At 72.1% G+C, this 20,872-nt stretch carries 17 protein-coding genes; 12 read left to right on the top strand and 5 right to left on the bottom strand.

Features of this window, described 5'->3' with window-relative positions:
* The first annotated feature begins 182 nt into the window (after positions 1-182).
* Positions 183-935, top strand: coding sequence for a glycoside hydrolase family 12 protein (locus tag RM590_RS25600; RefSeq protein WP_311707071.1), 753 nt, complete (start codon positions 183-185; stop codon positions 933-935).
* Here RM590_RS25600 and RM590_RS36070 read toward each other — a convergent pair.
* Both RM590_RS36070 and RM590_RS25595 read right to left on the bottom strand, forming a co-directional pair.
* On the bottom strand, positions 932-1,210 hold the full coding sequence (locus tag RM590_RS36070; RefSeq protein WP_394813974.1) for a transposase: 279 nt from the start codon (positions 1,208-1,210) through the stop codon (positions 932-934). The genes RM590_RS25600 and RM590_RS36070 overlap by 4 nt on opposite strands.
* A gap of 22 nt (positions 1,211-1,232) precedes the next feature.
* Positions 1,233-1,772 carry a transposase gene (locus RM590_RS25595; protein ID WP_311707070.1) on the bottom strand — a complete coding sequence of 180 codons (540 nt, stop codon included), beginning with the start codon at positions 1,770-1,772 and terminating at the stop codon, positions 1,233-1,235.
* Between the two features lie 492 nt (positions 1,773-2,264).
* Between RM590_RS25595 and RM590_RS25590 the strand changes: the two genes are divergently transcribed.
* Together RM590_RS25590 and RM590_RS25585 are read left to right on the top strand one after the other, a co-directional pair.
* Positions 2,265-2,963, top strand: coding sequence for a tectonin domain-containing protein (locus RM590_RS25590; RefSeq protein ID WP_311707069.1), 699 nt, complete (start codon positions 2,265-2,267; stop codon positions 2,961-2,963).
* 256 nt (positions 2,964-3,219) lie between these two features.
* On the top strand, positions 3,220-4,107 hold the full coding sequence (locus RM590_RS25585) for an aminoglycoside phosphotransferase family protein (RefSeq protein WP_311707068.1): 888 nt from the start codon (positions 3,220-3,222) through the stop codon (positions 4,105-4,107).
* Positions 4,108-4,314: 207 nt separating this feature from the next.
* On the opposite strand, the gene RM590_RS25580 is transcribed toward RM590_RS25585, so the two are convergent.
* Both RM590_RS25580 and RM590_RS25575 read right to left on the bottom strand, forming a co-directional pair.
* Entirely contained in the window at positions 4,315-5,721 is a 1,407-nt protein-coding gene (locus RM590_RS25580) for a sulfatase-like hydrolase/transferase (protein ID WP_311707067.1), read from the bottom strand.
* Complete coding sequence (locus tag RM590_RS25575) at positions 5,718-6,656, bottom strand: TauD/TfdA dioxygenase family protein (RefSeq protein ID WP_311707066.1); 939 nt, start codon at positions 6,654-6,656, stop codon at positions 5,718-5,720. Before RM590_RS25575 ends, RM590_RS25580 begins: the two co-directional genes overlap by 4 nt.
* Positions 6,657-6,967: 311 nt before the next feature.
* On the opposite strand from RM590_RS25575, the gene RM590_RS25570 reads away from it, so the two are divergent.
* From RM590_RS25570 to RM590_RS25535, 9 genes are all read left to right on the top strand, one after another.
* Complete coding sequence (locus RM590_RS25570) at positions 6,968-8,206, top strand: ROK family transcriptional regulator (protein WP_311707065.1); 1,239 nt, start codon at positions 6,968-6,970, stop codon at positions 8,204-8,206.
* Positions 8,207-8,238: 32 nt separating this feature from the next.
* Entirely contained in the window at positions 8,239-8,337 is a 99-nt protein-coding gene (locus tag RM590_RS36065) for a putative leader peptide (protein ID WP_394813971.1), read from the top strand.
* Between the two features lie 236 nt (positions 8,338-8,573).
* Entirely contained in the window at positions 8,574-10,160 is a 1,587-nt protein-coding gene (locus tag RM590_RS25565) for an ABC transporter substrate-binding protein (protein WP_311707064.1), read from the top strand.
* 3 nt (positions 10,161-10,163) lie between these two features.
* The gene (locus RM590_RS25560) at positions 10,164-11,105 is read left to right on the top strand and encodes an ABC transporter permease (RefSeq protein ID WP_311707063.1); all 942 of its coding nucleotides are present in this window, start codon (positions 10,164-10,166) and stop codon (positions 11,103-11,105) included.
* A gap of 4 nt (positions 11,106-11,109) precedes the next feature.
* Positions 11,110-11,982: an ABC transporter permease gene (locus tag RM590_RS25555; protein ID WP_311707062.1), complete on the top strand. Its 873-nt coding sequence runs from the start codon at positions 11,110-11,112 to the stop codon at positions 11,980-11,982.
* Positions 11,979-14,285, top strand: a complete 2,307-nt coding sequence (locus tag RM590_RS25550; RefSeq protein ID WP_311707061.1) for a dipeptide ABC transporter ATP-binding protein — start codon at positions 11,979-11,981, stop codon at positions 14,283-14,285. Before RM590_RS25555 ends, RM590_RS25550 begins: the two co-directional genes overlap by 4 nt.
* A complete protein-coding gene (locus tag RM590_RS25545) occupies positions 14,282-15,199 on the top strand; it encodes a formylglycine-generating enzyme family protein (protein WP_311707060.1) in 918 nt (305 codons plus the stop codon). The genes RM590_RS25550 and RM590_RS25545 overlap by 4 nt, the downstream gene beginning before the upstream one ends.
* Positions 15,196-16,623, top strand: coding sequence for a sulfatase (locus RM590_RS25540; protein ID WP_311707059.1), 1,428 nt, complete (start codon positions 15,196-15,198; stop codon positions 16,621-16,623). Before RM590_RS25545 ends, RM590_RS25540 begins: the two co-directional genes overlap by 4 nt.
* Complete coding sequence (locus RM590_RS25535) at positions 16,620-18,935, top strand: arylsulfatase (RefSeq protein WP_311707058.1); 2,316 nt, start codon at positions 16,620-16,622, stop codon at positions 18,933-18,935. Before RM590_RS25540 ends, RM590_RS25535 begins: the two co-directional genes overlap by 4 nt.
* On the opposite strand, the gene RM590_RS25530 is transcribed toward RM590_RS25535, so the two are convergent.
* Entirely contained in the window at positions 18,908-20,869 is a 1,962-nt protein-coding gene (locus RM590_RS25530) for an AMP-dependent synthetase/ligase (protein ID WP_311707057.1), read from the bottom strand. The two genes, RM590_RS25535 and RM590_RS25530, sit on opposite strands and share 28 nt — an antisense overlap.
* Between the last annotated feature and the right edge of the window lie 3 nt (positions 20,870-20,872).

The following is a 20,872-nucleotide window of genomic DNA, read 5'->3' as shown; positions in this document are numbered from 1 at the left end:
CGCACTTCCTGATGCCGCTTTGCGCTGACCCAGCCAACCACGGTGAGAGCAGTCCGATCGGCTCCGCCCGTTCTCGTCGCCTGTCGACGGGCGGGAGCCACCCCAACCCCCACGAAAAGGACGACCGTGAAGCCTCGTAGGCACAAACTTCTGATCGCCCCCGCGCAGGAAGGAAAGCTCAGATGAAATCCGTCAGCAGCAGGTGGGCCGGGTTCGGTCGGCTGGCCCTGATCGTCTGCATGATCGCCGGGTTCCTGAGCCTCGCGTCTCCGGCACAGGCCCAGGTGTACTCCACCTGCGACCGGTGGGGTCAGCACACCGAGGGCACCTGGACGATCTACAACAACATCTGGGGCGACAACCACGGCACGCAGTGCCTGACCGTCAACAGCATCAAGTCCTGGTACGTCGACGCCAACCACTCCGGCGGCGGGATCAAGTCCTACCCGAACACCTCGGTCCGGCCCCAGACGCCGCTGTCGCAGTTGAACTCGGCGGGCTTCTGGTACAACACGTCGTCGGCTCCCGCCGCCGGCAGTGACCACTGGAACTGGACGAGCGACCTCTGGTCGACCGGCAACCAGGACGAGATCATGGTCTTCACTAGCTGGGCCCCAGGGCCGGCAGGCGGCTGGGGACGACAGATCGCGTCCAACGTGACCATCGGCGGCATCCTGTACGCGTCGGTCTGGCAGGCCGATCCCGGCTGGAACGTCCTGCAGCTCATCCCCGCCCAGCAGAGCAACACCGGCACCATCGACGCCTCGGCGGTCTGGCGATGGGCCGCGTCGCAGAACCTCCTGCGCAACACCACCTTCGATACGATGCAGTTCGGCCTTGAGATCACCTCGACCAGCGGCGTGCAGAAGCGGTACTCGCTGAACGCCTACAGCGCCTGGTGGAGCAACACCTCCGGCGGCGGGTCAAGCATCTAGCCGCAATACGCGCGACACGACGGTGCACTCCGTCCGCGCATAGAGACGAACGCCGGAGCGATTCCCAAACGCATACCTTGCCGCCGGGCCTCGAACGACGAATTCCGGCGGCAAGGTTTGCGCAGTTCGGGCAGACCAAGCCGAGCTAGGGCAGACCAGCGGAAGCCGTGCGCGGCGCGGGCGACGAGCTTGATCATGCGGTTGATGCCTTCGCTTCTGGCGTTGCTGTGGCCGGTGGCGATGAAGGCGGCGATCTCGGGCCACCAGCGGTCGATGGTGCGGGCGAGGGCGAGCAGGTCACGCAGTCGTTCCTCGGTGATCCAGTGCGGTGAGCGGGATCATGCCGATGCTCCCGGTGTCGATGAGCTGGTTCCTCATGGGGGTGAACTGGTCGTCGGTGAGGTCTTCGCGGTTGCGCAGGAGGCGGCGCCGCGCTTTCCATTCCGGGTCGCAGGCCCGGCCCGCGCCCGCGGAGGGTGGCGGTGGTGCGGCGGCGCACCAGGTTGAGCATCCGGTCGGCGAGTTGGACGACGTGAAGTAATCGGCGACGACGTGGGCTTGGGGCAGGCCGGTTCGGATGGCGGCACGATAGCCGGGGGAGATGTCGATGACCACGTAGCGGATCTGCTCGCGCCACGGCTTCGGGATGCCGGCCAGCCAGGCCAGCACATCGGAGGGGAGGCGGCCTTCGACCTGGCCGAGGAGTCCCTGGTGACCTGCCGCGTCGACGAAGCCGGTGTGCCAGCGGTCCGCGATCGACTCACGCCGGCCGGTGTCCGCATCCTGCCGCCACTGGGCGCGTCCACGCCGGGCCTCGTCGATCACCAGCACGTGCACCGGCCCGGGCACAGGGGGCATCACCTGCTGCCCGCGTCCGCATCGCCGCACGCGGCGGCTCCCAGCAGGCAGACCCCGACTCCCGTCAACGCCAACGCAATCCGGACCCGCCGCAGGACCGTCGCCTGCGTGTATCGCTTCATGTGCTTGGGACGGCTCCAACCGTGGGCCCGTTCCGATCGGATGACGCTCGCACGATCGCGCCACGCGGGTTCTGTCGAGTCGCCAGAACGGCCACCTCAACGTCGCCGCCGCCATGCGCGGGACTGCACAGATTCGGCGTCGCGTCGATCCCTCTCACGCGTGACGGTGCTTTCGGCCGATCGGTCATTGGCCGTTCGATCCGGACGCCCTTTGTTCCGGCCGTGACCGGCTGCAAAACGTCGCTTTCCAGATTATTTCCGCGATCGATCAGCGTTTCGAAACGTTTTGGGCAGCCTGCCGCTCGCCATGAAAGTGAAGGCAACGTTCCAGCGGAAGAGAAGGATTCGCATGGCTGACTGGAAGAAGATCTCCGGCGCTCTCGCGGCGATCTCGGCGGGGTCCAGGACGAACGTGTGGGGTGTGAACGCCGCCGGCGGTATCTATCGGTACACCAACAACGATGCCAGTCCCTGGGTGAACATCCCGGGTGGTCTGAGCGACATCGGTGCCGCTGCCGACGGCACCGTGTGGGGTGTCAACTCCAACCACCAGATTTACCGTTACACCGGCGACCAGGGTTCGAACCACTGGGTGGGGATCCCCGGCAGTCTCGTCCGGATCTCGGCGGGGTCCAGGACGAACGTGTGGGGTGTCAACGCCGCCGGCGGTATCTATCGGTACACCAACAACGATGCCAGTCCCTGGGTGAACATCCCGGGTGGTCTGAGCGACATCGGTGCCGCTGCCGACGGCACCGTGTGGGGTGTCAACTCCAACCACCAGATTTACCGTTACACCGGCGACCAGGGTTCGAACCACTGGGTGGGGATCCCCGGCAGTCTCGTCCGGATCTCGGCGGGGTCCAGGACGAACGTGTGGGGTGTCAACGCCGCCGGCAACATCTATCGGTACACCAACAACGACGCCAGCCCCTGGGTCAACATCCCCGGCACCCTGAGCGACATCGGCGTCGCCGCCGACGGCACCGTCTGGGGTGTCAACTCCAGCGGTGAGATCTACCGGTACACCGGAGACCAGCCAAGCTGAGCCGTACCCGCGACAGCGCGCAGGAGGTCTCCAGTCCCCGACCGGAGACCTCCCTGCGACACTGGGCGAGGCGGACGGTTGCCCGCCGACGCGGGCAGGCTGAACGCCCGCTGGTGCGGCGACATCACCTCAATCGGTAGGTGAGCACATCGGCTGATACAACGGCACCCGGCCGCACACCGCTCCCGGCCCGGGCAACCCCGCCGAATACGAGGAACAGAACAAGATCACACGAATGTAGTAGCCTGACCACGTCATGGAGATGTCCGATGTCACACGTGCGATCGCGGCTGCGACTTCGGTCGCCGCATCGCTCGGCCTGCCAGCCGACGACGCAGTCGTTCTCCACAACTCGAACAAGCTGGCGCTGCGGCTGACGCCATGCGACGTCTTTGCCCGCGTCGCCCCTGTGGGGCAAGAGGTCGCACAGTTCGAAGTCGAGCTCGCTCAACGGCTCGCCGAGGTCGGATGCCCGGTGTGTCCCTTGGAGCCTCGGACGGACCCGGGTGTGTACACGCGCGATGGCTTCGCAGTGACGCTGTGGACTTACTACGAGCCCGTGACACCTCACGTCTCACCAGTCGACTACGCCAAGGCGCTGGAGCGGCTGCACGCCGGCATGCGCGAGGTTGATATGGCGAGCCCTCGGTTCACGGATCGAATCGCGGACGCGGAAAAAGTCGTTGCCAACCGGGGTCTCTCGCCGGAGCTCGCCGACGCGGACCGCGTGTTCCTCGGCGGCAGACTGGGAAGCCTGCGACGGGCGATCGAGGAGCGCGGCGCCGTGGAGCAGCTACTCCACGGCGAGCCGCATCCGGGCAATGTGCTCAGTACGAAGAACGGCCCGTTGTTTATCGACTTTGAGACGTGCTGCCGGGGACCCGTCGAGTTCGACCTCGCCCATGTTCCCGAGGCGGTCTGCGAGCACTACCCGAACGTTGACCACGGGCTGCTGGACGAGTGCCGGCAGCTCGTCCTCGCGATGGTCGCGGCGTGGCGTTGGGAACTTGGCGACGAGTTTCCGAATGGGAGGCTATTCGGAGAGGAATTCCTGCGCTTGCTGCGCGAGGGCCCTCCTTGGCCGACACTCGACGCGGTGACCAGGCGACTGGATGGTCTGGAGAATTCGCCGAAGGTCACGTGAAAGCGGCAAGAAATCATAACGAGCCACGGCGGCGGCCCGCGTCCGGGACCCCTTGTCGACCACCCCGGGGCCGGGCTCGTCGAGGTGGACTGCGATGTCCTGACCGACGGCGATTCCGACCTCAAGATCGTGATGCTGACCGCGGTGCCCGGCAGTGCGGACGAGGCCAGGGTGAGGCACGTTCTGACTTCCCCGCCCGCCTCCTGATCACCCACCCCGTTGGTGGCCGAACGGCAGCTCGTCCCACGGGAGTTCGGCGACCTCCGGGTCGGCGCGCCGCTGGCCGGGGGCGCGGGGCGGGGCCAGGGTGATGACCGCGTCCGGCTCGCCGGCGCGGGCCAGCCACGCGAGCAGGGCCCTGCGCAGTTCGTCGGCCACCGCGCGGTGGGAGTCGAGACCGGCCAGGTTGTCCAGCTCATAGGGATCGGCGTGCAGGTCGTACAGCTCGCTCTCCGCGTAACGCGTCGCGTCCGGCTCGTGCCACGGGTCGGCGTCCGGCGCGGTCACCGCGTACTTCCAGCGGTCCGTGCGCACCGCGCGGCCGACCTGGGACTCGCTGATCTGGACGAACACCTCCGGCGGGCGGCCGGGGTCCGTCCCGCCGCCCACCAGCGGCAGGAACGAGCGGCCCTGCACGCCGTCCGGCACCGGCACCCCGGCGGCTTCGAGCAGCGTGGGCACCAGGTCCACGGTGCTGACCGGGTGCCGGATCCGGCCGCCGCCGGTGAAGCCGGGCCCGGTCAGCGCCAGCGGCACCCGCACCGACGCGTCGTGCGCGGAACGCTTGTACTCCGCGTTGCGGGTGCGGAAGTGCGAGCCGTGGTCGGCGGTGTACGCCAGCACCGTACGGTCCTCGACGCCGAGGCTGCGCAGCGCGTCCCGCAGCCGGCCCACGCCCTCGTCGACGCGCTTGATCTGGCCGAGGTAGCCGCCCAGATGGCGGTGCGCGGCGCCGCCGAGCGTGGCCAGGTCGGGCGGCAGCCAGCGGCCCTCGTAGCGCTCGCGGTAGCCCTCGGGCGCGGGGAAGTCGTCGGTGGCGTTCTGGTGGTGCGGCTCCAGGAGGGAGAGGAAGAGCAGGAACGGCCGTTGGTGATGGTCCGCGACGAACCGGATCGCCGCGTCGATCAGCGCGTCCGAGCGGTAGCCGGGCAGCCGCACCGGCCGCTCGTCCTCGTCGTACAGCACGGTGCGATAGGCGTCCGAGGTGAACTCCAGCAGCGCGCTGGCCAGCCACCGCTGGTAGCCGCCGCGCCGCTCGGGCGGCACGGGGCCGGGGCCGGCACCCGCCGCCTCGCCGCTCAGATGCCACTTGCCGAGATACCCCGTCACATAGCCGGCCGCGCCGAACGCCCCGGCGAGGGTGGGGATGTCCGACGGCAGCGGCAGCCCGTTGCGGAACACGCCGGTGGCCGTCGGGTAGCGGCCGGTCTGCAACGCCGCCCGCGCCGGCGCGCACACCGGCTGCGGGGTGATGGCCTGCTCGACGTGGGTGCCGGTGCGCGCGATGCGGTCGAACTCCGGTGTGACGTCCGCCGGGTTGCCGTGCGCCCCGGTGGTGTCCCAGCGCTGCTGGTCGGTGAGGACGACGATGACGTGCGGGTGCCGGACGCTCATGCGGCGGCCGTTGTCGCGCCGGACGGCAGGCCGAAGGCGGGCGCCGGGATCTCCTCGGGCTTCAGCAGTTCGCTGCGGCGGCCGTCCACGCCCACCGGGACGTCGCCGTCGATGGTGACGCGGCGCAGCGTGCGGCGGTGGTCGTCGGAGTCGTCCACGCCGTAGTGCTGGGTGGCGCGGTTGTCCCACAGGGCGACGTCGCCGGTCCGCCACTGCCAGCGCACGGTGTTCTCCGGGCGCTCGACATGGCTCTGGAAGAGGTCGATCAGCAGCCGCGAGTCCTTGGCCGGGACGCCGGTGATGCGCTGCACGAAGTTCCCCAGGAGCAGGATGCGTTCGCCGGTCTCGGGGTGGACGCGCACCACCGGGTGCTCGGTGCGGAACTTGGTGGAGGTGAACACCTCACGGTAGCGGGCCAGTTGCTCGCTGTCCGCGTCCGGGTGGGCGGCGGCGTAGTCGAAGTCGTTGGAGTGCACGGCGCGCAGCCCGTCGGCCAGCGCCCGCAGCGGCTCGGCCAGGGAGGCGTAGGCGGCGGCGGTGTTGGACCACAGGGTGTTGCCGCCGTAGGGCGGGACGGTGACGGCGCGCAGGATGGAGAACGCCGGGTGGGCGGGCACGAACGTGACGTCCGTGTGCCACTGGTTGGCCCGGCCGCCGTGCTCGCTGTCGACGGGGAACGCGTAACGGCCGTCCGCGGAGGGCACGGTGGGGTGCGCGACCGGCGTGCCGAGCAGCCGGCCGAACGCCTCGTGGCTCTCCTCGTCCAGGTGCTCCTGGCCGCGGAAGAATATGACCTTGTGGGCGAGTACGTGTGACCGGATGGCCGCGACGGTCTCCGGCGGGAGGCCGCCGCCGAGCCGGACGCCCTCCACGACGGCGCCGATCCGGCCGCCGAGGCGGGTGACGGTGAGGGAGGTGGCGGGGGCGGTCGTCATGGCTGCGGACCCTTTCCGTTCAGGTGGGTTGACGGTTGACCGGGGGAGGAGTTGATTCGTCTCGCAGCGAAATAAATCCTTCCCGGCCGGGGCCGTCAACTCCCTTCCGGCGCCCGATCCGGCCGGGGGATGGTTGAATCGGCGCCTGCGACGGGTGGCCCGCGCGGGCCGTGGCTCCCGCTCTGACCTGCGGCGTCACCGGCGCCAAGGGGCGCGGGGCGGCACGTTCGCGGCCGGGCCGGGGTGACCGGAGAATGTTCATACAGCTGCAAGAAGCTGGCAACGCGCGTACCGGGAAAGGACGCCCTGAGATGAGTTGGCCCACCGCCGAGTCCGTGAGCCGCACCGCCGGTGACGGACGGCGCGACACCAACGCCGCGGCGGTCCTCACCGCCGTGCTCGACCACGGGCCGATAGCCAGGAGCGGCATCGCGCGGCTGTCCGGGCTGAGCCCGGCCGCCGTCTCCCGCCAGTACCTGGGCCTGGCCCGGCGCGGCCTGGTGCGCGAACGCCCGGACCTGGCGGTGAGCGGCGGCGTGGGCCGGCCGCAGGTGCCGGTGGACATCGACACCGAGGGCCCGCTGGTGGGCGGCATCCACATCGGCGTCGCGTACTCCACGTTCTGCCTGCTCGACCTGCGCGGCGGGGTGGTCGCGCGGGCCCAGGCCCACCACACCGGTCTGACCTCCGCCGCCGCGCTCGGCCCGGCGCTGCGCCGGCTGCCGGCCTTCCTCGCCGAACGGGCGGCCGGGCGGCCGGTGCTGGGCCTCGGCGCGGTGATCGGCGGCTGGGTGGACCCGGTCGAGGGGACCGTGGTGCGGCACGTGCCGCTGGACATGCACCAACTCCCGTTGCGCGCCCTGCTGTCGCGCGCCCTCGGGCTGCCGGTGCACGTCGACAACCACGCGCGCGCCATCGCCCAGTTCGAGATTCTCTTCGGCCGGCCGGCGGCCCGGCGCAGCGTGGTGCACCTGTTCATCGGCAACGTGGTGGACGCGGCCGTCGGCATCGCCGGTGTGGTGCACCACGGTCCGCGGTCCGCGGCCGGGGACATCGCGCACCTGCCGGTGGCCACGCGGGGCGAACGCTGTTCCTGCGGGCGCGTCGGCTGTCTGCAGGCCGTGGCCTCCGACGCCGCGCTGGCCGAACGCGCGGTGGCGGCGGGCGTCATCCCCGAGCCGGAGGCGACGCTGCTGGTGGACGCCGCGGCGGCGGGGGACCGGCGCGCCGACCGGCTGCTGCGGGACCGCGCCCGGCTGGTCGGCCGCGCGGCGGCGCTGCTGACCGATGTGCTCAACCCCGATGTGGTGCTTGTCACGGAGCTCTCCAGCATCCTCAACCCCGAGTACCGGGAGGTGATGGGGGCCGAGCTGGCCGAGCGCTCGCACATCTGCGACGACCCGGCGCGGCTGGCCGGGCCGCACGCGGGGCCGGCCGTGCTGCCGGTGGCCGGGGGCACTCCCGCCCTGTCCTGGCTCTACCGCAGCCCGCTCCAGGTGCCGACGACCACCATCCGTACTGACGAGCCATCAGTTTTGGACGCCTGTTGACCGGCTCTGACCGTTCCTGTCAATCTGCTGCCGTGAATCTCGATCTGCGCCTCGTGTCCCGCAGGCACGTCGACCTCCGTCGGCAGGCCAGCGCGATCTGTGCCGCGCGGATTTCCGTGTCGGGCCGCTGAGCCCCGGCGCCGCCCGCCGCCGCCGAGCGGCGGCGCCCCCGAACTCCCCGTACGGCCGGGCCGCCGCGCGCCCGTGACGCCGGACCCCGGCGTCGCGCCGTCGCGCCCGCGCGCTTCCGAGCGCCGCGCGCCCGGTCGTTAATTCCCCTCGTAAAGCAATCAAAGGCGGCCGACGCGTGCCCGGCCCGCCGCCATGGGTAGGAGAAATCCGCCCTTATCGCATCCGGTAGGCATCCATGAATACGCTGTTCCTCCCCCCGTCCCCCGGCCCCACCCGGCGCGGCGTGCTGCGCGCCGCCGGCGCCGGCTCCGCGCTGCTGACACTCGCCGCCTGCCGTTCCGCGGTCAGCCACTCCGAGAGCGACGAGGTCGGCGCCTCCGCCGCCCCGCGCCGCGGCGGCACCCTCACCGTCGCGCACGGCGTGGACTTCACGCCCGCCCTGCTGTTCTCGCAGAGTTCCATGTCGCTGCCCCAGCGGCTGGTGTTCAACACCCTCACCCGCTACGACGACGACCTCCGGCCGCAGCCCGAGCTGGCCGAGTCCTGGGAGGTCTCGCCGGACGGCACGACCGTCACCCTCCGGCTCCGGCGGGGCGTCACCTACCACGACGGCCGGCCATTCACCGCGGACGACGTCGTCTTCGCCGTCGAGAACCTCCAGACCCCGGAGCGCTCCGCCCAGTTGCGGTCCACCGCCGAGGCCGTCACCGCCCTGGACAAGCGCGGCGACCACGAGCTCACACTCACCCTCGCGCACCCGGTCGGCAACCTCTTCGACCTCTTCGAGTTCATGATCATCCCGGACCGCAACACGGTCGAGGAGGCTCTCACCGGCGACCGGCTCGTCGGCACCGGCCCGTTCCGCTTCGACGGGTGGCGCCCCGGCTCGCTCCTCACCTTCAGCCGCAACGACTCCTACTGGCAGTCCGGCCGCCCCTATCTGGACGGCGTGGAGATCCGCGTCATCACCCAGACCGACTCGCTGCTGTCCTCCCTGCGCACCGGCCAGTCCCAGCTCTCCCTCGGCGTCGTCGGCCGCGACGCGGCCACCCTGAAGGACGATCCGCAGTTCACCATCACCACCTACACGACCGGCAACGGCTGCTCCTACGTCGGCGCCAACACCGCCGTCCGGCCCACCAACGACAAGACGGTGCGGCAGGCCATCGCCTGGGCGCTGGACCGCGAGCGCATCGTGGAACAGGCGTACGGCGGCTTCGCGCTGGCCAGCGCCGCGCCCTGGCCGGAGTCCTCGCCCGTGTTCACCGAGGACAACCGCACCCACTACCGGCACGACCCCGACCGGGCCCGCGAACTGCTGCGCCAGGCCGGCGCCACCGACATCAGCCTCCCGCTCGGCTACTCCGCCTCGCCGGGCAACACCGTGATCGCCGAGATGGTCCAGTACGACCTCGAACAGGTCGGCATCCGCACCGAGTTGCAGCCCTACGACCCCGCCAACGCCCAACGCCGCCTGATCTCCCAGGAGATGCCGGCGCTGTGGACGATGAACCACGGCTTCGCCCAGGTCACCCCCTCGACCCTGGCCGTCAGCGCCTACCCCTTCAACGAGGCGCACAACACCTCGCGCTTCCAGTCCGCCGAGTACACCGGCCTGGTGCAGGACGCCTGGCGCCGGGCCGACCCGCTCGACGAGGAGGCGCTTGACCTCTACCAGCGGATCGCCGACGTCCTGCTGGACGAGGCGTTCATCATCGACATCGCCGTACTGGACATCGTTCAAGTGGCGCGTGCCGATGTCCGGGGCGTGACGCTCAACAAGTTCAACTACCTGACCCTCGACGACGCCTTCCTCGCCTGAGCCATGTCTGCCTACCTGCTGCGCCGCGTTCCCTCCGCGCTCCTCGTCCTCCTGCTGGCCTCGTTCGTGATCTTCCTGATCCTGCGGCTGATCCCGGGCGACCCCGCCACCACCCTCGCCGGCCCCGACGCCCCGCCCGGCACCGTCGAGGCGATCCGTGCCCAACTTGGCCTGGACCAACCGGTCCTGACCCAGTACCTCGACTGGCTGGGCAGCTTACTGACCGGTGACCTCGGCCCCTCCTACACCATCGGCGGCGACGTCGCCGAGCTCATCGGCAACGGCTTCGGCGCCACCGTAGAACTGGCCGTCGGCGCACTGCTGTTGGTAGTCGCCCTCGGGCTGGCCCTCGGCATCCTCGGCGCCACCGCCCGGTCCCGCCCGGTCCGCGCCGCCGTGCGGATCCTGACCACCACGGCGCTGTCCGTCCCGCCGTTCGTCACCGGCGTCGTGCTGGTGCTGACGTTCGCGGTGGCGCTGCGCTGGCTGCCCGCCGGCGGCCACCTCTCCGTTCTGGAGGCGCCCGACCTGGGCGCGCAGTACCTGCTGCTGCCCTCCGTCTGCCTGTCCCTGCCCAGCGCCGCCGTGCTCGGCCGCTACCTCAAGGACGGCTTGGAACGCGCCCTGGACGAGGACTACGTCCGCACCGCCACCGCGCTGGGCGTCTCCCGCCGCCGCATCGTCTGGCGCCACGCCCTGCCCAACGCGCTGCCGCCCGCCGTCACCGTGCTGGGCATGCAGACCGGCCATCTCCTCGGCGGCGCCATCCTCGTGGAGGCCATCTTCGCCTGGCCGGGCCTCGGCCAGCTCGCCCAGCAGGGCGTCGTGCTGCGCGACTACCCGGTCGTGCAGGCCCTGTTGCTCCTGCTCGTGGCCGTCTTCGTCGCCACCCAGCTCCTGACCGACATCGCCTATGCCTGGCTCGACCCGCGGATCCGGTGGTGACCCGATGACGACCCAGACCGAGACTCGTTCAGGCGTCGCGACCGGGACCCTGGCCCGGCTGCGTGCCCGCAACCCCTATCTCAACGGGCTCCTCTCCCCGCGCGGGATCACCGGCCTGATCATCGTCGGGCTCCTCGCCCTGGCCGGCCTGCTCGCCCCCGCCCTCGCCGACTTCGCGCCCACCGCCCAGAGCGACCAGGCGCTGCACAGCCCCGGCGGCGCCCACCCGCTGGGCACCGACGAGGTCGGCCGCGACCTGTTCAGCCGTGTGCTGCACGGCATCCGCAACGACCTGGCCATCATCCTGATCGCGGTGCCCGTCGCCGCCCTGGCCGGCAGCCTGCTGGCGCTCCTGGCCACCGCCTCCCGCGCCGCCGACGCCGTCGTGCAGCGCTTCTTCGACCTGGTGCTGGCGTTCCCGGGGCTGATCCTCGCCCTGGCCATCACCGCCATCATGGGCCCCGGCTTCCTCCCGGTCGTCATCGTCATCGCCCTCGCCGAGACGCCCGGCTTCGGCCGCGTCCTGCGCGCCGGCATCCTCGTTCAGCGGGAACGCGAATACGCCGTCGCCGCCCGCGTCGGCGGGGCCGGCCGCGCCCGTGTCCTGATCCGGCACGTGCTGCCCAACGCGGTGGACCCGCTCATCGTGCAGCTCGCGATCTCGCTGCCGGTCGCCGTGTTCATCGAGGGCGCCATGTCCTTCCTCGGCGTCGGCGTCCGCCCGCCGGAACCCACGCTCGGCAGCGTGCTGAGCCAGTCCATGCCCTATCTCTCCAGCCACCCCTGGTACGCCGCCGCCCCGTTGATCACGGTCACCGGCCTCGTCCTCGGCTTCACGCTCATCGCGGAAGCCCTGAACAAGGGAGTACGCCGTTGAACGCCACCCCCGTGCTCGACGTCGCCGACCTGCACGTCGAATTCGACGCCGGAACGCGCCGCGTCCGGGCCGTCAACGGCGTAGGCTTCCAGCTCGCGCCGGGCGAGACCCTGGGCATCGTCGGCGAATCCGGCTCCGGCAAGTCCACCACCGCGCTGGCGCTGATGCGCATGCTGCCGGGCGCCGGCCGCATCACTGGCGGCGCCATCCGGCTGGACGGCCGGGACCTGGCCGACGCCGGGGAGGACGAACTGCGCCGGACCCGTGGCGCCCGCATCGCGATGATCTTCCAGGACCCCATGACCGCCCTCAACCCGGTGCTGAGCGTCGGCCGACAGCTTGACGAGGCCATGCGCGCCCACGGGCGCGGCGACCGCGCCGCCCGCGCGCGGCGCGCCGTCGAACTCCTCGACCTCGTCGGCATCCCCGAGCCGCACCGCCGCGTCCGCGACTACCCGCACCAGTTCTCCGGCGGTCAGCGGCAGCGCGTCGTCATCGCCCTCGCGCTGGCCAACGAGCCCGATGTACTGCTCGCCGACGAGCCGACGACCGCGCTGGACGCCACCGTGCAGGACCAGATCCTGCGCCTGCTCGACCGGCTCAACCGCGAGACGGGCACCTCGCTCGTCATCATCACCCACAACATGGGCGTCGTCGCCCGGGCCACCCGCCGCGTGCTGGTCATGTACGGCGGCACGGTCGTCGAGGACGGCCCCACCGAACGGGTCCTCACCCGTCCCCGGCACCCCTACACCGCCGGACTGCTGGCCGCCGTGCCGCGCCTGGACACCCCGTCCGGCACCCGGCTGCACAGCATCCCCGGCACCCCGCCCGACCTCGCCCGCTCCCTCACCGGCTGCGCGTTCGCCGCCCGCTGCCCGCTGGCCGAGGACCGCTGCACGCAGGCGGCCCCGCCACTGGTCACGGACGCCGACACCGGCGTCAGCACGGCGTGCTGGGTGACGCTGCCTCCGGCGGTCAACGGGCAGCGGTCCCCCGAACGCGCGGGTACCGCCGGGCGGCCGGTGACTTTCGCGCCCGCGGCGCGGGACTCCGGCCCGGGGACGGCCGATGCCCCCGCTTCCGGCGACAGTTCCCCGCCTGCGGCGGAAGCCGACGGCCGCCGCTTCGCGGCACGCCTGGCCCCGGCGGCCGGCGGGCAGTCGCCCCCCGTCCCGCTCTCGGACGGCGACCTCGGCACCGAGCGGGCCGGGTCCGCCGCCTCCGGCGAGGGCTCTTCGCCCGCTGCGCGGGGCTCCGGCCCGGGACGGGTGCGTCGCTTCGCGGCGCGCGTGGCCGGTCGTCGCCCGGCGGGTGGCCCGGCCGTCAACGGGCAGTCGCCGGCGGCGATCTCGGGCGGTGATGTCCTGCCCTCGGCCCGGGGCGCCGGTGCCGAGACGGCCGGGGTCCCCGCCTCGCGCGTCGGCTCCTCGCCCGGGGAGGGCGTCGCCGCCGGGGCGCGCGCGGACGACGCGCCCGGCGTCGCGCGGCCCACCCCGCCGGAGGCGGCGTTGCTCGAAGTGACCGCCTTGCGCAAGACGTTCCCCCGGCGGGGGCGGGGCGGGCGGCGTGATCCGCTCGTTGCGCTCGATGGGGTGGATCTGACCCTGGCCGCCGGGGAGACGCTGGGCATCGTCGGGGAGTCCGGCAGTGGCAAGTCCACCCTGGCCCGCACCATCGTCCGCGTGCATCCGGCGACCTCCGGCATCGTCGTCTTTCGCGGCCGGGACGTCACCACCGCCACCGGCGCCGACCTCAAGGCGCTGCGCCGTGAAGTGCAGATGGTCTTTCAGGATCCCTACGCCTCCCTCAACCCCCGCATGACCGTGGGGCGGATCCTCGCCGAGCCGCTGATCGCCCACGGCCTGGACGACCGGCCCGCCCGTGTCGCCGCGCTGCTGGAGCAGGTCGGCCTCGACCCCGGCGCCGCCGACCGTCACCCGCGCGACTTCTCCGGCGGGCAGCGGCAGCGCATCGGCATCGCCCGCGCGCTGGCGCCCGAGCCGTCCGTCCTCATCTGCGACGAACCCGTCTCGGCGCTCGATGTCTCCGTCCAGGCCCAGGTCGTCAACCTGCTCACCGACCTCCAGCAACGCCTCGGCCTGGCCCTGGTGTTCATCGCGCACGACCTTGCCGTGGTCCGCCAGGTCAGCCACCGCATCGCGGTGATGCGCCAGGGCCGCATCGTGGAGACCGGACCCGCCGACGACATCTGCGAACGACCCGCGCACCCCTACACCCGCGCCCTCCTGGCCGCCGCGCCCGTCCCGGGGCCGGCCGCCGCCGAGGCGGTGGCGCCATGACCGCCTGCTGCGGACCGGCCCGGGACGGACAGCCGCCGCTGCGCCCGGCCGCCGCCCCGCGTGCCGCCACCGCCCGCCTTGAGCGGGCCCAAGTGACCCTGCCGGGCGGCACGTTCCTGATGGGCGACCACTTCGCCGAGGGCTACCACGCCGACGCCGAGGGCCTGGTCCGGGAGGTGGCGCTGCCGCCGTTCGCCATCGACACCACGGCCGTCACCAACGCCGACTTCGCCGCCTTCGCCGACGCCACCGGCCATGTCACCGACGCCGAACGCTACGGCAGCTCCTACGTGTTCCACCTGCTGCTCGCGCCCGGCGCCGAGCGGCACGTGCTGGGCCGGGTGCCCGGCGCCCCCTGGTGGCTCGGCGTGGCCGGCGCCTCCTGGCGCGCCCCGGAGGGCCCCGGCTCCGGCGCCGAGGACCGGCCGGACCACCCCGTCGTCCACATCTCCCACGACGACGCCCTCGCCTACTGCGCGTGGGCGGGCACCCGGCTGCCCACCGAGGCCGAGTGGGAGTACGCCGCGCGCGGCGGCGCCACCGGCCGGCGCTACCCCTGGGGCGACGAACTCGCCCCCGGCGGACGGGAGATGTGCAACATCTGGCAGGGCCACTTCCCGCACCGCTACACCGGCGCCCGGGGCCGGCCCGGCACCGCCCCCGTCACGGCGTACGAGCCGAACGGCTTCGGCCTGTACAACACCTCGGGCAACGTCTGGGAGTGGTGCGCCGACTGGTTCGCCCCCGGGCGGAAGGTCATCCGGGGCGGCTCCTACCTCTGCCACGCCTCCTACTGCAACCGCTACCGCGTCGCGGCCCGTTCCGCCAACACCCCCGACTCCTCCACCGGACACGGCGGGTTCCGCTGCGCGCGGGACGTGGCCCCGGTCCCCATGGAAGGACGACACCCGTGAAAGCCGTCGTGGTCATGTTCGACAGCCTCAACCGGCACCTGCTGCCGCCCTACGACGCCGACTGGACCCACGCCCCGAACTTCACCCGCCTGGCGGCGCGCACCGTCACCTTCGACAACTGCTACGCCGGGTCCATGCCCTGCATGCCGGCCCGCCGCGAACTCCACACCGGACGGCACAACTTCCTGCACCGCGGCTGGGGCCCGCTGGAGCCCTTCGACGACTCCATGCCCGAACTGCTGAAGCGGCACGGCGTCTACACCCACCTCGTCAGCGACCACCAGCACTACTGGGAGGACGGCGGCGCCACTTACCACACCCGCTACAACAGTTGGGAGTTCTTCCGGGGCCAGGAGGGCGACCCCTGGAAGGGCCGCGTCGCCGACCCGCCCGCGCCGCCCGACCTGCACTCCGCGCGCGGCGAAATCTGGCGCCAGGACTGGGTCAACCGCCAGTACCTGGACACCGAGGCCAAGCAGCCGCAGACGCTCACGTTCGACGCGGGCCTGGAATTCCTGACGGACAACGCTGCCGAGGACAACTGGTTCGTCCAGATCGAGACGTTCGACCCGCACGAGCCGTTCTTCACCCACCAGCGGTACAAGGACCTCTACCCGCACGACTACCACGGCCCGCACTTCGACTGGCCCGACTACACACGCGTCACCGAAACCGACGAGCAAGTCGCCCACGCCCGTTACGAGTACGCCGCCCTGCTGTCCATGTGCGACCACTCCCTGGGCCGGGTGCTGGACGCCTTCGACGAGCACGGCCTGTACGAGCACACGCTGATGCCCACCCGCATCCGCGGCCGGTTCACCCCCGAGGAGCTGGCCGACATCGAGCTCGCCGAGCCGTTCGCGTTCACCAAGGGCGTCCGGACGCTGCGCGTGCCCGCCCGCACCGCTGCCTTCCTCGGCCCGGCCCGCTTCGGCACCCTGCTGTTCGACCTGGCCACCGACCCGCACCAGGAACGGCCGCTCACCGACGACGCCGCCGAGCTGCGGATGATCCGGCTGCTGGTCGAGGCGCTGCGCGAGAACGACGCGCCCATCAGCCAGTTCGAACGCCTCGGCGTGCCGTGGGACCCCGAGGAGGTCGCCGAGGAACACCTCCTGGTCGCCGCCCAGCGCGAGACCGCCGCCGCGGCACGCCAACCGGCCGCCCGCGTCGACGGGTTCCCCGAGGGCCGGCTCAACCTGCGCACCCCGCTGACCGAACTGCTCGCCGAGCCGTCCGCCGCCGACGCCGTCCGCCGCCATCTGCCCGGGCTGCTCGACTCCGAACTGCTCACCATCCGCGGCGGCGGCTCCCTGCTGCAACTGGCCGCCACCACCGGCGAACCGGCCCGCGCCCAGCTCACCGCGCTGGCCGAGGAGCTCGCCCGCCTGTTCCCCATCCCCGCCGTGAGGACGCCCGCATGACCACCCCCACCCCCGAACGCCGCACCCCCTACGACGACTTCGCCGGGTTTATCGGCCGCACCTTCGCCGAGTCGGAGGCCGCCTGGCGCGAGCCGCGGCGCCCGGGCCACCCCGCGCCCAACATCGTCGTCGTCCTGGTCGACGACATGGGCTACAGCGACATCGGCCCGTTCGGCGCCGAGATCCCCACCCCGGTGCTCGACCGGCTCGCCGGCCAGGGCGTCCGGCTCACCAACTACCACACGATGCCGCTGTGTTCGCCCGCCCGCGCGGCGCTGCTCACCGGCCTCAACCCGCACCGCGTCGGCTACTCCTTCGTCGCCAACGCCGACCCCGGCTTCCCCGGCTACGGCATGGAGATAGCCGACGACATACCCACCCTCGCCGAGACGCTGCACGACGCCGGCTACGCCACCTACGCCGTCGGCAAGTGGCACCTGACCCGCGACTCCGCGTCCAACGCGGCCGACGACCGGCGCAACTGGCCGCTGCAGAAGGGCTTCGACCGCTACTACGGCGTCCTGGAGGGGCTGACCAGCCTCTTCCACCCGCATCAACTGGTGCGCGACAACAGCCCGCTGGACATCGACGCGTTCCCGGACGACTACTACTACACCGACGACATCACCGACCAGGCCATCGCCATGGTGAAGTCGCTGCGCGCCCACGACGCCGACAAGCCGTTCCTGCTCTACCTCGCGCACAACGCCGTCCACGGCCCGTTGCAGGCCAGACCGGAGGACATCGCGCGCCACCGCGGCCGTTACGACGAGGGCTGGGACCGGGTACGCGGTGACCGCTTCGCCCGCCAGCTCGCCGCCGGGCTCTTCCCCGAGGGCACGGAGCTGCCGCCGCGCAACGGCGAGCCGGGCCACGAGGTGGGCGCCTGGGACGAGCTGACCGGCGAGCAAAAGGCGCTGTACGCCCGGTACATGGAGGTCTACGCCGCCATGGTCGAGAACATCGACACCAACCTGGGCCGCCTCCTGAACACCCTGGACGCGCTCGGCGACCTCGACAACACCATCGTCGTCTTCACCTCCGACAACGGCGGCACCGGCGAGGGCGGCGCGGAGGGCACCCGCAGCTACTTCAGCCGCTTCGTCCGCCACCCCGGCCTGCCCGCCGACTGGACCCCGGACGTGTACCGCGACCCGGAGCTGATCGGCGGCCCGCGCGGCCTAGTGCACTACCCGCGCGGCTGGGGCATGGCCTCCAACACGCCGTTCCGGCTGTACAAGGGCCAGACCTACGCGGGCGGGGTGCGGGTGCCGTTCGTCATCTCCTGGCCCGCCGGGCTGGCCGGCGGCATCCGCGACCAGTACCAGTACGTGACCGATGTGGCCCCGACCCTGCTGGACCTCGCCGGCATCGAACGGCCCGCCGAGCGGCGGGGCGTGCCCGTGCAGGAGCTGGACGGCGCGAGCTTCGTGCCGGTGCTGGCCGACGCCGCCGCCGAGTCCGCGCACGTCGAGCAGTACTGCGAGATGACGGGCAACCGCAGCTACTACCGCGACGGCTGGAAGCTGGTGACGCTGCACCGACCCGGCGACGACTACGACGACAGCGAATGGGCGCTGTACGACATCCGCGCCGACCCCACCGAGACCACCGACGTGGCGGCCGAACACCCGGATGTGCTCAAGGAGTTGGCCGCCGCGTGGGAGGCGGCGGCCTGGCGCAACGACGTCTTCCCGCTGCCCGACGCCAGCGGCGCCCTCGCCCTGCGCAACCCCGACGAGGCGCGGCTGCACCGCCCGCTGACGCTGCTGCCGGGCACCCCCGAGCTGGAGCGCTACCGCTCCTCCCGGCTGATCGCCTTCCGCTCCTTCACCATCACCGTGCGGCTGGCCGAGCACCGGGCCGGCGACGCGGGCGTGCTCGTCTCGCACGGCGACCAGGGCGGCGGCTACAGCCTGTATGTGGCGGACGGCCGGCTGCGGTTCGCGTATAACGAGTACGGCGAACTGACCGACACGGACGCCGGCCCGCTGTCCGCGGGCCCCCACACCATCGAGGTGACGGCCACCGCCCTGCCGGACATCCGCTGGTCGTTCGCGTTCTCGGTGGACGGCGCCCCGACCGGCGCCCTGGACGGGGTGCACCAGCTCATCGGCATGGCGCCGTTCCAGGGCATCAGCGTCGGCATCGACCGCAAGTCCCCGGTGTCCTGGCCGGTGTACGAGCGGCACGGCACGTTCCCCTACTCCGGCGCGCTGACGTCCGTGACCTACACGCCCGGCCCGCCGGCGCCCTACGACCCGCAGGAGATCGCCCGCACCCTTCAGGAGGCCGCCGCCGCGTTCGAGTGAGCGCCCCCTGACTTCTCCGCGTACAGCTCGGCCATCTCCCGGGCGTAAGTCTCCGCGACCGCCTTGCGTTTCACCTTCAGCGACGGGGTGAGCAGCCCGTTCTCCTCGGTGAACTCGCCCTCGATCAGGGTGAACGCGCGGATCGACTCGGCCCGGGAGACGGCCTCGTTGGCGTAGTCCACGGCGCGCCGCACGTCGGCGAGCAGCTCGTCGTCCTCACGCAGTTCGGCGAACGGCGTGTCCAGCGGGCGGCCCCGCACCGTCAGCCAGTGGTCAAGTGCCTCCCGTTCCAGGGTGATCAGGGCGCCGATGAACGGGCGGCCGTCGCCGACGACCATGCACTGGCCGATCGGGGGGCGGCTGCGCAGCCGGTCCTCCAGCACGCTGGGGGAGACGTTCTTGCCGCCGCTGGTGATGAGGATGTCCTTCGTCCGGCCGGTGATGGTCAGATAGCCGTCGTCGTCCAGACTGCCGAGGTCGCCGGTCGCGAACCACCCGTCGGTGAGGGCCTCTTCGGTGGCCGCCGCGTTGGCCCAGTAGGAGCCGAACACGATGCCGCCGCGGATCAGCACCTCGCCGTCGTCGGCGATGCGCACGGCCGTGCCGGGCACGGGGTGGCCGACCGTGCCGGGGCGCGGGGCCAGCGGCGGGGTGAGGACGGCGGCCGAGGTGGTCTCGGTGAGGCCGTAGCCCTCGTAGACGACGATGCCGCAGCCGAAGAAGAACAGGTTCAGCCGCCGGTCCAGCGGTGAGCCGCCGCTGATGGCGTACCGCACGCGCCCGCCCAGCGCGCTGCGGATCCGGCGGTAGACCAGCACGTCGTACAGCCCCTTGGCCACCCGCAGCCCGAGGCCGGGGCCCGGCCCGGTGCCGTGGTAGGCGCGCAGCGCCGCCTCTCCGTACGCCACGCCGATCCGGTTGGCCCGGTCGAACGAGGCGCCGCGGCCGAGCCGTTCCGCCATCGCCCGCCCGGTGTCGTGGATCTTCTCGAAGAGATAGGGCACGCCAACGAGGAACGTGGGCCGGAAGGAGGCCAGTTCGGGGCGCAGTTCGGCGGGCTTGACGCTGGGGCAGTGGCCTATCTCGATGCGCGCGGACAGGCAGGCGATCTGGATGGTCCGGCCCAGGATGTGCGCCAGCGGCAGGAACACCAGGGTCGCGGGCGTCTGCCCGGTGACCTCCTCGAAGACCGGCTTCAGCAGCTCCACCAGGTTGGCCGCCTCGGCGTGCAGGTTGCCATGGCTGATCACACAGCCCTTGGGCCGGCCGGTGGTGCCGGAGGTGTAGACGAGGGTGGCGGCGGTGTCCGGGCCGAGCGCGGCGCGCCGCCGCGTCACCTCCTCGTCGGCCACCTCCCCGCCGAGCGCGGCGAGTTCGTCCAGGGCGCCGTGCTCCAGCACCCACAGGCGCGGCGGCTTGTCCGCGCCGAGCGCGGCGACGGCGGTCTCGGCGGCGGCGGCGTGCCCGGCCGTCTCGGTGATGACCGAGGCCGCGCCCGAGTCGCGCAGGATCCACTCGATCTGCTCGGGCGAGGACGTGGCGTAGACGGGCACGCTCTGGCCGCCGGCCGCCCAGATGGCGAAGTCCAGCACGGCCCACTCGTAGCAGGTGCGCGCCATCAGGGCGACCCGGCCGCCGGGTTCGAGGCCGGCGGCGATCAGGCCCTTCGCGGCGGTGGTGACCTCGCGGGCGAACGCGGCGGCGGTGACCGGCACCCACCGGTCGCCGGACTTGCGCCGCACGACGACGGCGTCGGGTGCCTCGGCGGCGTTGGTGAACGGGATGTCGGCGGTGCTGCCTTCGGTCGCGGGGGCGACCAGCGGCGGGACGCGCACCTCCCGCACCACGCCGTTCTCCCGGATCAGTTCGGGCGTGGCGCGGCGGGCCAGATCGCCGCGCCGCCGCGCCTTCCGCAGGTCGTGGTGTGCGCCCATGTG

Origin of the sequence: Streptomyces litchfieldiae (genome assembly GCF_031845365.1) — a bacterium.
In the GTDB taxonomy this organism is placed as follows: Bacteria; Actinomycetota; Actinomycetes; order Streptomycetales; family Streptomycetaceae; genus Streptomyces; species Streptomyces litchfieldiae.
This window is presented reverse-complemented; position numbering and strand designations above follow the sequence as displayed.